General features: G+C 38.0%; 13 protein-coding genes. 11 read left to right on the forward strand and 2 right to left on the reverse strand.

Going from position 1 to position 12,314, the window contains the following annotated elements; genetic code table 11:
• Positions 1-101 precede the first annotated feature (101 nt).
• The 10 genes from ACLCEG_RS15135 (at position 102) to ACLCEG_RS15180 (ending at position 10,109) form a co-directional block, all read left to right on the forward strand.
• Positions 102-755, forward strand: coding sequence for an OmpA family protein (locus tag ACLCEG_RS15135; protein ID WP_004703310.1), 654 nt, complete (start codon positions 102-104; stop codon positions 753-755).
• 193 nt (positions 756-948) lie between these two features.
• Positions 949-2,988, forward strand: coding sequence for a UvrD-helicase domain-containing protein (locus ACLCEG_RS15140; protein WP_039254369.1), 2,040 nt, complete (start codon positions 949-951; stop codon positions 2,986-2,988).
• A 23-nt stretch (positions 2,989-3,011) separates the two neighbouring features.
• Complete coding sequence (gene dut, locus ACLCEG_RS15145; protein WP_000868152.1) at positions 3,012-3,464, forward strand: dUTP diphosphatase; 453 nt, start codon at positions 3,012-3,014, stop codon at positions 3,462-3,464.
• Positions 3,465-3,659: 195 nt separating this feature from the next.
• Entirely contained in the window at positions 3,660-5,078 is a 1,419-nt protein-coding gene (locus ACLCEG_RS15150) for a phosphomannomutase/phosphoglucomutase (protein WP_410568134.1), read from the forward strand.
• A 15-nt stretch (positions 5,079-5,093) separates the two neighbouring features.
• Entirely contained in the window at positions 5,094-6,002 is a 909-nt protein-coding gene (gene argB, locus ACLCEG_RS15155; protein WP_004703301.1) for an acetylglutamate kinase, read from the forward strand.
• A gap of 118 nt (positions 6,003-6,120) precedes the next feature.
• The gene (locus ACLCEG_RS15160) at positions 6,121-6,903 is read left to right on the forward strand and encodes a GNAT family N-acetyltransferase (protein WP_077170047.1); all 783 of its coding nucleotides are present in this window, start codon (positions 6,121-6,123) and stop codon (positions 6,901-6,903) included.
• Between the two features lie 108 nt (positions 6,904-7,011).
• Positions 7,012-7,860, forward strand: coding sequence for a class II glutamine amidotransferase (locus tag ACLCEG_RS15165; protein ID WP_019456827.1), 849 nt, complete (start codon positions 7,012-7,014; stop codon positions 7,858-7,860).
• 250 nt (positions 7,861-8,110) lie between these two features.
• On the forward strand, positions 8,111-8,566 hold the full coding sequence (locus tag ACLCEG_RS15170) for a bacteriohemerythrin (protein WP_004703295.1): 456 nt from the start codon (positions 8,111-8,113) through the stop codon (positions 8,564-8,566).
• A 152-nt stretch (positions 8,567-8,718) separates the two neighbouring features.
• Positions 8,719-9,786, forward strand: coding sequence for a hypothetical protein (locus ACLCEG_RS15175; RefSeq protein WP_134262938.1), 1,068 nt, complete (start codon positions 8,719-8,721; stop codon positions 9,784-9,786).
• Positions 9,786-10,109: an RnfH family protein gene (locus ACLCEG_RS15180; RefSeq protein ID WP_019456825.1), complete on the forward strand. Its 324-nt coding sequence runs from the start codon at positions 9,786-9,788 to the stop codon at positions 10,107-10,109. The genes ACLCEG_RS15175 and ACLCEG_RS15180 overlap by 1 nt, the downstream gene beginning before the upstream one ends.
• 55 nt (positions 10,110-10,164) lie before the next feature.
• Here the strand turns inward: ACLCEG_RS15180 and ACLCEG_RS15185 are convergent, their stop codons facing one another.
• On the reverse strand, positions 10,165-10,563 hold the full coding sequence (locus ACLCEG_RS15185) for an outer membrane protein assembly factor BamE (RefSeq protein ID WP_004703289.1): 399 nt from the start codon (positions 10,561-10,563) through the stop codon (positions 10,165-10,167).
• 111 nt (positions 10,564-10,674) lie between these two features.
• On the opposite strand from ACLCEG_RS15185, the gene fur reads away from it, so the two are divergent.
• The gene (fur, locus tag ACLCEG_RS15190; protein ID WP_004703287.1) at positions 10,675-11,112 is read left to right on the forward strand and encodes a ferric iron uptake transcriptional regulator; all 438 of its coding nucleotides are present in this window, start codon (positions 10,675-10,677) and stop codon (positions 11,110-11,112) included.
• Positions 11,113-11,181: 69 nt separating this feature from the next.
• Here the strand turns inward: fur and ACLCEG_RS15195 are convergent, their stop codons facing one another.
• A complete protein-coding gene (locus ACLCEG_RS15195; protein WP_004703285.1) occupies positions 11,182-12,300 on the reverse strand; it encodes a PilT/PilU family type 4a pilus ATPase in 1,119 nt (372 codons plus the stop codon).
• Positions 12,301-12,314 lie beyond the last annotated feature (14 nt).

The raw sequence follows: 12,314 nt of genomic DNA on the forward strand, positions 1-12,314 counted from the left end.
AACTAAACTGTTTATTATTAACAAAATATCAATGTTTTATACTTCCTTTTTGTTTCATTATTCATCCAGACAACAAAACACACAAAGTGAGGAGGCATGCAATGCGTGCACTAGTTATTTCAACAGTCGTAGGGGCAGCAGTAGTATTATCTGGTTGTCAGACAACAGGTAACAACCTAGGTGGAATTGAATACGATAAAGCCGCATTAGGTACTTTAATTGGCGCAGCAGCAGGTTATGGTATTTCTAAATCAAGTGCAAACTCTAGCCGTCAAAACAACCGTGCTGCGGCAATCGGTGCAGTTCTTGGTGCAGCTGGTGGTTTATATCTTGATAACAAAGAGAAAAAATTACGTGAGCAAATGGCGGGTACTGGTGTAGAAGTAGGCCGTAACCCAGATGGTTCTGTTCAATTGATTATGCCAGGTAGCATTACTTTTGATACAAACAAATCAAACATCAAACCAAACTTCTATGCAACTTTGGATAAAGTAGCTCAAACATTAGCTGAAGATAACAAGAGTGCGATTTTAGTTACTGGTTATACAGATAACACTGGTAATGACTCTATCAACATTCCATTATCTCAAGCACGTGCTCAATCAGTTAAAATGTATTTAGCTGGTAAAGGTGTATCTTCTACTCGTATTGATGCACAAGGTTATGGTTCTTCTAACCCAATCGCAGACAACTCAACTGCTTCTGGTCGTGAACAAAACCGTCGCGTAGAAATCAGCATTTATGCTAAACAATAAGATTTAATTTATTGTTTCGAAAACCACCTTCGGGTGGTTTTTTTATGGGTGCAGTACAAGAAATAATCACGACATTCTACGGCGCATAAATTGCATTATTAGACATCATTTATACATATCCGCAGATTTATTATTGGGATTCTAAAAAAGAGATGACTATAATCATGCTCGAAAAATTAAGAGGTAATACACGATGTCAGCTGCCAGTCAATTGAACGACAAGCAAGAAGAAGCCATGAAATATACTCAAGGCCCTTTATTGGTGCTTGCTGGCGCTGGTTCAGGTAAAACATCGGTAATTACCCGTAAAATTGCCTATTTGGTGCAGCATTGTCGTATTCCTGCGCATCGTATTACAGCGATGACATTTACCAATAAAGCCGCACGTGAAATGAAAGAGCGTGTAACCAAGCTTTTATCACGTGAAGAAGCAAAAGGCTTATCTGTTTCGACTTTCCATACGTTTGGCTTAAATCTTTTACGTTTAGAACTTAAAAATTTACCTTTAAAAGCTAATTTTTCGATTTTGGATGCAGATGACTGTAAACGTATTTTGATGGATTTGATGCATCGCGATAATTTGTCTGGTGCAGAAAGCAAAGAATTAATTGCTAAAGCAATGAAGAAAATTTCAGATTGGAAAAATGATCTGATTTTACCTGAACAAGCACATTCGACGTGTGAAACTCCTGAAGATGTGCAGTTTGCGCATCTTTATCAACTTTATGAACGTAATTTACGTGCCTACAATGCTGTCGATTTTGATGACCTGATTGTTATGCCAACCCGCTTACTGCAAGAAAATGCAGAAGTACGTGACAAGTGGCAAAACCGCGTTCGTTATTTATTGGTCGATGAATATCAAGATACCAACACCGCGCAATATATTTTAGTGAAACTGTTGGTTGGTGTAATGGGACAGTTCACCGCGGTAGGTGATGACGACCAATCGATTTACGCATGGCGTGGAGCGAAGCCTGAAAACATGGCTTTGCTTAAACAGGATTTCCCAAATTTACATATTATTAAGCTTGAGCAAAATTACCGCTCGACCAGCCGTATTTTGAAAGCTGCGAACTGCGTTATTCAGAATAACCCGCATATTTTTGATAAGAAATTGTGGAGTGATAAAGGCCATGGTGAGGTCATCAGAATTATTACCTGCCGTAATGATGACGATGAAGCTGAACGCGTAGTCAAAGACTTACTGACTCATAAGCTGATGAACGGTAAGAACTGGAAAGATTACGCTGTATTGTACCGTGGTAACTTTCAAGCACGTGTATTAGAAACCCAGCTTCGCCAAATGCAAATTCCTTATAAACTCTCTGGCGGTACCTCGTTCTTCGCTCGTGCAGAAATTAAAGATGTGATGAGCTACTTACGTCTTATTATTAACCCTGAAGATGACAGTGCTTTCTTGCGTATTATTAATACGCCTAAACGTGCGATTGGCCCAGTTACTCTTGAGAAGTTGGGCTTATTCTCTCAAGAAAATAATTTATCTTTACTTGGTGCATCTTCTGACCAACGCTTAAGCATGGTTCTTCCTAAAAAAGCAGAAACTCAATTGCATGAGTTTGCCGACTTTATTGCGACATTTACGCGTGAGTTGCTAGAAGATGATGAGCCTGTGCCTAAAGTTCGTCAAATGATGAATGAAGCGGGTTATATCGATTATATTCGTGAACAGTCTGCAACGCCTGCTCAAGAGAAAAGTAAACTCGATAACATCGAGAATTTATTTACCAGTATTCAAAATCTGATTAATCGTGCAGAAGATGTTGATGAAAAGAACATTGAAAGTGTTATTCGAAAACTGGTCTTGCTCGATTTGTTAGAACAGCAGCAAGAAGAAGAGGACACTGACAAAGTAAACCTACTTACTTTGCATGCAGCAAAAGGTTTGGAGTTCCCATATGTGTACATTATGGGACTTGAAGAAGAGCTTTTACCGCATAAAAACTCGATTGCAGCTGAAACCATTGAAGAAGAACGCCGTCTTATGTACGTGGGTATTACCCGTGCACGTCAAGGCTTAACTTTAACTTTGGCAGAACAGCGTAAAAATGGTGGTCAAATGAAACAAATGACCCCAAGCCGTTTTCTTGATGAGCTTCCGCAAGACGAGCTCGAATGGTTAGGGCGTAAAAAGAAAATTGCAGCAAATGTTGACCCTAAAGAACAGGCTCAACAATATTTGGCAAATTTAAAAGCTTTATTAAAGCGTTAATTTTTTAATTTTTAGGAAATCTCATGAAAGTTCAAGTTAAATTGCTCGATCCGCGTTTAGGTAAAGAATGGCCTTTACCTTCATATGCAACAGCAGGGTCAGCAGGTCTAGATTTACGTGCCTGTTTAGATGAAGCAATTGAAATTGAACCAGGCCAAACTGTATTGGTTAAAACAGGTATGGCAATTTATATTCATGATGTGAATTTTGCTGGTTTAATTTTACCGCGTTCAGGTTTAGGTCATAAACACGGTATTGTTCTTGGTAACTTGGTTGGATTAATTGACTCGGATTATCAAGGTGAATTGATGGTTTCAGTTTGGAATCGTGGTCAAACGACTTTCCGTTTAGAACCGGGTGAGCGTTTAGCACAGTATGTTTTAGTTCCAGTGGTTCAGGCTGAGTTTGAGCAAGTAGAGGAATTTGAAGAAACTTTACGCGGTGCGGGCGGCTTTGGTCACACGGGTAAACAATAATTAGCTTATAAAAAATTATTGAAAGAAACGCCTGTTTTACAGGTGTTTCTTTTTATGTCTTGAATGTTACAATGAATTATATTACAAAACGCTTTACTCATACTCTTTTAACTTTTTTAGCAAATACCCTTTCAAATTTTGAATACTCTATGTTTTTGCGATAGATCAGATTGATCTTTAAATAGAAGATACGTTATGAATGTAAGACACTCATTTCCAAAAAATATTTTCCGTGCTTACGATATCAGAGGCAAACTTTCTTATTTAACTACAGACGTCGTCCGTTCAATTGCCTATGGATTGGCACAACAATATAAACAAGCAGCACAAACTCAATTAGTAATTGGCTATGATGCCCGTCTCACAAGTCCATCTTACGCTCATTTAATTGAAGAGATGTTAATAGAGCAGGGTTTAACAGTTACAAATATTGGTTGTTGCTCGACCCCGATGATGTATTACATTGCACGTGAGTTTGGCGGCAATGGTATTATGGTAACCGCTAGCCATAATCCTAAATCAGATAATGGTATTAAATGGATATTAAAAGGGGAACCCCCATCCCCAGAAATGATTCAGCAAGTCGGTGAGTTTGCGCAAACTTATGTTCCTGTTCATCCAATATCATTATTAGAATTATTAACTCCTCAATTTAAATCAGAATTTTGCAAAAAATACCAACAGGCTCTTTTTAACGATATTCAACTCAGACGCCCATTAAAAATCGTATTAGATGGTTTACATGGTTCGGCAGGACATTGTGCGAAACTGGTACTTGAAAAAATGGGATGTGAAGTCCTTGCTTTACGTACTACCCCAAATGGCGAGTTTCCTGACCATGCGCCAGACCCTTCACATGCTGCGCATTTAAAAGAACTGCGTAAAACGATTATTGAGCAGGATGCAGATATTGGTATTGCGCTTGATGGTGATGGCGATCGTGTCGTATTACTCGATGAAAAAGCAAATATTCTGACAGCGGATCGTCTTTTATCACTCTTTGCACAAATGTGCCTAGAACAGCAACCAGATAAAGAAATTGTATTTGATGTGAAATGTTCGCTTATGGTTCAAAGAACTGTAGAGCAACTACGCGGTAAACCGAAAATGATTCGTACTGGAAGTAGCTTCCTTCGTTCATATTTATCCAAGTCTAAAGGGCAAGCCATTTTTGGTGGTGAATACGCGGGTCATTATGTGTTTAATGACGGACGCGGTTTTGGATATGACGATGGAATATATGCTGCACTGCGTGTAATGGAATATTTTACCCAATCTAAAGCAAAAACTATTTCTGAGTTATTTTCTATTTATCCTGAAAGATGCTGTACCGAGGATACTTACATCAGTACTCACCATTCAGACCCTAAACATGTACTACAAGACATTGAAATTTTGAGCCATCGTCTAGGCGCACATATTAGTAAAATTGATGGTGTACGTCTTGATTTTGAGGATGGTTTTGGCATTATTCGAGCATCAAATACAGGTGAGTATTTTACCGTAAGATTTGATGCTGATAGTCCTTTACGTTTAAAGGAAATCCAGCAAAAATTTATTGATATGTTGCAAGAGCGTTACCCGCAAATTGCACAAGAACTTTCTGAAGCCTAAGTAAGGAGAGGCGCAATGCCACAACATCAGCACCTTGGCGTCGACAAAGCAAAAATCTTAATTGAAGCTTTGCCATATATTCAACGTTTTTCCGGTAAGACGCTGGTGGTGAAATACGGTGGTAATGCGATGACTGATCCAGAGTTGGAAAGTTCATTTGCCCGAGATATCGTTTTACTTAAAACAGTCGGTTTAAACCCGATTGTTGTGCATGGTGGTGGCCCACAAGTTGACTCTTTCCTAAAACAATTAGGTCGTGAGTCTGATCGTATTGACGGTATGCGTGTGACCGATGAAGCCACTATGGAAGTGGTCGAAATGGTATTGGGCGGTAGCGTAAATAAATCGATTGTTAATTTAATTAATAAGCATGGTGGACGTGCGATTGGTTTAACTGGTCAAGATGGCAATCTATTACGTGCCCGTAAATTATTAATGGAAAAACAAGAAGAAGACGGTTCGATCAGACATATTGACTTAGGTATGGTGGGTGAAGTTACTGGGGTAAAAACAGATGTATTAGAGATGTTTACTCAAAGTGATTTTATTCCGGTTATCGCACCATTAGGTGTTGATGAAAAAGGTAATACCTACAACATTAATGCTGACTTAGTTGCTGGTAAAGTTGCGGAGGCATTAGGTGCGGAAAAATTAATTCTGTTGACTAATATTACTGGTGTGCTTGATGAAAACAAAAATCTGTTAACAGGTTTAAGCACCCAAGAAGTTGACCGTTTAATTGAAACCGGCGTGATTTATGGTGGAATGATTCCTAAAGTCGGTTGCGCGCTTGATGCAGTCAAAGGCGGTGTTGTCAGTGCTCATATTGTAGATGGCCGTGTACCACACGCGACATTACTTGAGATTTTTACAGATCACGGTGTGGGTACGCTTATTTCTAATCGTACAAATGCTTCTCACTAAAGTGAGTATTTTTATGAAAAGATCACGCTAAGTGGTCTTTTTTTATGTCATTTAATTTTGGTCATTTTTTTGTCATGAGCTTTGACTAGTGTAAGGGGTGTCACTAGGAGCGTTCATTATGCTGGAAAAATTTAATCAATATCGCCAAACCTGGACTTTACCTCTAAATCGTCATAAGACTACTAATCAAACACAGTTTCGCTTTGAATGGGTTGATAATTTAAAAGAATTACAAGATGTACAACGGTTCCGTGCACAACAGTTTAGTAAACAATTTGGCATTCATTTTGAAGATAATTTAGATCAAGATATTTACGATTTTAGTTGTGAGCATGCAGTATTACGTGAGAAATGGACGGGAGAGATTGTGGCTTATACACGACTTAAACTCTTCCAAGGCCATGAAATTGGACAAAGCTATAGTGCCCATGAGTTTGATATTGTTCCTCAGTTATCACACTTGCCAAACGTATTGGAAATAGGGCGTACCTGTGTGCATCCGCGCTTTCGTAATGGTAAGGCACTTTCTACGCTTTGGATGAACCTTGCACCTAAAGTGTTGTGGTCAATGCGTGCTAAATACTTGATGGGCTGTGTGAGTATTCACCTTCAGGATAATTTGGCTAGAGCGTATTATACGCATCGTCAGATTCAGCAATTACCAGAAAGTAAAACGATTGATATTCGTTCTAAAAAGATTTATGAACCTGAATATCCAGAGTTTAGTTTTCCTCAAGATGAGCGCATGCCGAAACTGTTCCAAATGTATTTAAGCATGCAATCTAAACTGTCTAAAGAAGCTTTTTTCGATGATAAATTTAATTGCCTGGATTACTTTGTATTCTTAGAAGTGAATAAAATTGCTACTTCATTTGTAATGAACAAAATGGCTCAACGATAAAGATATCTTATATTTTGTAATAGCGAGCGCATATTGGGATTTACAAGCTATTTTACTCTCATGCACAATAGTGCGTATGGGGTAATGAAGCGAAAAGTTTAGAACAATATGTGCCAGCTATTAGGAATGAATTGTGCAACACCAACGGATATCACTTTTTCTTTCCGTGGTTTTTCACAGCGCGCAGGAATTACCTCTGACCATAGTGATGGCTTTGGTATCGCTTTTTTTGAAGACAAGGCATGCCGCTTATTTGTAGATAACCAGTCTGCGGTTGAATCACCAATTGCCGACCTTATTCGTAATTATCCCATCAAATCACGCAATGTGATTGCGCATATTCGTAAGGCGACCCAAGGTAAAATTACACTGGAAAATTCGCATCCATTTATTCGGGAATTATGGGGACGTCATTGGATTTTTGCTCATAATGGCGATTTACATGATTTTGATCCACCTTTGAGCGGACGTTTTACACCTGTAGGTAATACAGATAGTGAAAGAGCATTTTGTTATTTATTAGACCAACTGGTAGAAGTATTTGGTTATGAAGAGCCAAGTCTTGAGCAAATATTTGAAGTATTAGAAAAGATTTCTCCGCAAATTGCAGAATATGGCACCTTTAATTTCTGTTTATCTAATGGTAAAGCTTTATTTAGTTATGCAATTACTAAATTGCATTGGTTAGTCCGAGAATATCCATTTAACAATGCACATTTAATTGATTTAGATGTTGAAGTTGATTTTAGTCAAGTGACTACTCCAGAAGATCGAGTGGCAGTCATTACCACTGAGCCTTTAACCCATAATGAAAACTGGACAGCTTATCAACCGGGTGAAATGATTTTATTCCAAAATGGAATGCCTATAAAAAAAGCAATAACACATGTTGAAAGATTAATACGTGAAGAGAAAAATCCGGAACTTAAGCGTATTACTCGTGCAGATCAATATTAATTTTAACTAAAATAAATATAATTCTTTTAAAAACATATATTTTTATTTACTTAGCGATAAAGTATTTTGATTAAAAAATACTTTATCGTTTTAGTTGGTTAATATTAATTAATTTTATGTAAATCAATACTTTGGGTTTTAATTTATTTTTATTATATAAAGCCGACAAAATAGGTTTGTTTTTATTTATCCCCTTTAACTATAAAATGCGATTTATGCAACAGTCATTGAACATCATTGGGGGTGGTGTATGAAAATGAAATGGGCTTTAGAATATAATACCGGTATTGAAGTTATTGATGAGCAACATAAACGAATACTTGATTATATTAATCAGATTGATGATGTAAAAGATGATGAAGATAGACGTCGTATTAAAGATGTTTTAGATAATATTATCGATTATACGCAGTCTCATTTTACTTTTGAAGAAAGTTTACAAGAAGAAGCCGATTATAAATATAGAGTACCTCATAAACGTGTACATGACTTATTTATTAAAAAAATTGAGCTATATCGTGAACGTTTTGAAATGGGTCATACCATTGAAGCCGAATTACAAGAAATTTTGGCTAAATGGCTCATTAATCATATTCAACATGATGATGCCGATTATGTAGGAGCAGTAAAAGAAAATATGATGGGAATCATTAGAGAAAAGGAAAAGAAGAAAGGAAAAAACTGGTTCGCTCGTTTTTTCTCATAACTTTAACTAGAAAAACTCTAAATTATCGTTAGCGCAGCAAACTATCGTTTCGGTGGTTTGCTTTTTTTATGGCGCAAACTTTGATTTTCATGCATGAGACGGGCAAAATATCTATAGACTTTTTCAAGGAATGCATAATGCAGGACATACCTATGTCACGTTGGTTATCGCCTCTTATGGCGTTTTGCTTATCTTTTGTCATCATGGCTACTTTGGCCCCAACTATGGGCATCCAGATTGATCGTCAGCTCGATTTCTGGTTATTGTGGTTTGGTACAATGTTGTTATTGGCATTACCAGTTTGTTATTTGGAAATTGCTTTAGCAAAACGATCTAAAACGACCGCTTTAAATGCGCTATCGAGTCTAACTCGTGAAGCAGATAGTTCATCTAAATGGCGTGTGGTTGGCTGGCTTGCTGTTGTTTTTATTCCTTTCTTAGCTGGTAATGTTTTGAGCACTGCAAGCAATATATTAGTTGCACAATTTGCTCCAAGTATTTCTGGGCAAATTATTTTTGCAGGCCTTGCTGTTGCTGCCTTAGTACTATCTTTTATTCCACGTCAAATTCTTATTTTATTAATGACTGTTGGAGTAATTGCTTCTATTGTGTTGGCAAACATGATGGGAACGACTTTACAACCTTGGCATTGGACCAATGTTGAGTTCAAAGAGTGGGGTAATGCAACTGTACTTGCTCTTGTAGCGAGCGGTTTGGGTTTAGGACTTTACTGGCAAAATACAGTGGGTACAGTTAAAGCAGAAGACGGTGCAACTAAAACTGTGCTGCCAATTTGGTTGGCCCAGCTCATTGCTGTAATTGCTTTTGGCTTCTTTTCGCTTCAAGCTCAATTACCTGTTTTGACGTGGATATTTACAGGTGTGATGACATCTGCGCTATTTGTGCAATTGGCGCGAGAACAATTAGCTCAGCGTCAGCTCATGATTGTTTTACAGTGGGTAATTCTTGTTGTTGCCATTGCAGTTTGGGCGGTGCCTGAACTTCATCACTTATTTACGCTAATTCTTATGCTTTGGGGCTTACTCATTAGTTTGATCTATGCCATTTTTGCTGGCTGGATTATGAAAATTAGCCATTTGCGTAAATCAATGAATTTCAGCAACGAGCTTTTCTATAATTTATGGCGTATTGCTGTACGAATTGTTTTGCCACTTTCAATTGTTCTGGCAATGGTTGCCGTAATTGGACAAAGTCTTTAATGGAACGTACTCAGCAAGTTTGGGTGGCTTTTGCCGCACCAGAACAACAGTTTCTCATTTCTATTCCATTTGTAGAGGGCATGAGTGCTTTGCAGGCAGTACAAGCAAGTGGTTTGTTAAATCAAGTTGAATTGCCAGAACCTCTTCAGCTCGGTGTTTTTGGAGTAAAAGTAGAAGCGGATACAGCATTACATGCGGGTGATCGAGTTGAGGTTTATAGACCTTTAACAATTAATCCAAAAGACATCCGCCGTAATCGTGCAGCGAAGAACCCTGTAGGCCGTTACATTAAAAGTAATCGCTTTAAGCAATCAGCTCAATAAGCAAAACCCCTCAAGTTTTTTCACTTGAGGGGTTTCTTTTTATTAGAAAAAACGATTATAGTGGCGGAGCAGTTAAAATCGCTTCTTTCGAAGCTGGTAAACCTGGTTGCGATTCTGGAATAGTTTCTAAACCTTCAATTTTAGTTACAGTTCCAGTACTATCAAAGTAAATTTTTAAATGCTGACCATGTGCTGCGGGGATTTTCGCTTTTTTAGCATATGTTCCCGGGATATAGTTGTAAATATAGTCCCAACGTTGTGGATTGAGAGGATCAGTCACTGTTGGGCTACCAAGCAAAAAGCGCACTTGCTGGAAATTCATGCCGACTTGTACTTGAGAGGCTTGAGCTTTAGTCAATGGAGTCCCTTGAGGAATATCAACCTTATATACACCAAAGATTGAACAACCAGCTAGGAGTGAAGTGACGAATAACGTCAGCACGAGTTTTTGCATTTTGCTACACTATCCCAATAAATTATGATGCATTTGATCAAAGGATAGATCATACTTCATCTAAATTCTATTGCCTATTCCAACTTGAGATTTGTTGAGAGACCTTTTTTCATGCCTATTTCCAATCAAGATTTGCGCAAAGCTGGACTTAAAGTTACCCTTCCACGAATTAAGATTTTGGAATTATTAGAAAATTCAAAACAACATCATCTTAGCGCTGAAGATATTTACAAGACTTTGTTAGAGCAAGGGGAAGATGTCGGCCTTGCGACAGTTTACCGTGTGTTAACACAATTTGAAGCTGCGGGCATTATTCAACGTCATCATTTTGAAAATAACCATTCTGTTTTCGAAATTATGCAAGAAGATCACCACGATCACTTAGTTTGCCAAAACTGTAACAAAGTTATTGAATTTACTAATGATGTTATCGAGAAAGAACAGCATGCTGTAGCAGACCAACATGGGTTTACCTTAACAGGTCACTCGTTAAATCTCTATGGTTACTGTAATGAACCTGAATGTCAGGATGCATTGCGCAAGAAATAATCGTTTTCACATAAAGAAAACAAATAAAAAAGGAAGGTTACGTTTAACCTTCCTTTTTTTATGAAGAAATTACTGGCGGTCAAAAGTCAAATGCTGTTTTTCTTCTGCAATTTGATCTGGGCCTTCATTTGCAAGCTTAATCGTCAAACGTAAATCGTTTGGTGAGTCGGCATGTTTAAGCGCATCTTTATAAGTAATTTGACCTGTTTTATATAAGTCAAATAAAGCCTGGTCAAAGGTTTGCATACCGAGTTCACGTGAGCGTTTCATTAAGTCCTTAATTTCATGAATTTCACCTTTACGGATGTAGTCTGAAATTAATGGTGAGTTAATTAAAATCTCAATCGCCGCACGGCGTGAATTTCCATCTGGCGTTGGAATAAGCTGCTGTGCAATCATAGCTTTTAAATTAAGTGATAAGTCCATGTAGAGCTGGCTATGACGGTCACTTTCAAAGAAGTGAATAATACGGTCGAGTGCTTGGTTAGCGTTGTTGGCGTGCATTGTGGCTAATACAAGGTGACCTGTTTCAGCAAAGCCAATCGCGTAGTCCATTACTTCACGAGAGCGGATCTCACCAATTAAGATGACATCGGGTGCTTGTCGTAAAGTATTTTTCAAAGCAATTTCGAATGAGTCAGTATCAATACCGACCTCACGCTGAGTAATAATACAGCCTGCATGTTCGTGAATAAACTCAATCGGGTCTTCAATAGTAATGATATGACCTTTAGAGTTATGGTTACGATGGCTGATCATTGAAGCCAACGAAGTCGATTTACCAGTACCTGTTGCGCCTACAAAAATAATAATGCCGCGTTTGGTCATTGATAAATCTTTAAGCACAGAGGGTAACTGTAAGTCATCAATCGAAGGAATTTTCGTTTCAATTCGACGTAGAACCATGCCCGGCATGTCACGTTGCTGAAAAGCACTCACACGAAAACGTGCCGTTTTATCGCGGTTCATGATGGCAAAGTTACATTCACGAGTGTCCGCAAATTCTTTACGCTGCTTCTCACTCATAATCGAATGTAAGAGCTGTCCAATCACTTCGCCAGAAAGGCTATTCTTTGAAATGGGAACAATTTGACCATTAATTTTCATAGATGGTGCAACGCCATCTGTAATAAAAAGATCCGATGATTTTTTTTCAACCATCAGATTGAGCAAGTCATTAAAATCCATAATTGTACTCTCGC

The organism is Acinetobacter sp. H1(2024) (assembly GCF_046557555.1).
GTDB lineage: Bacteria > Pseudomonadota > Gammaproteobacteria > Pseudomonadales > Moraxellaceae > Acinetobacter > Acinetobacter seifertii.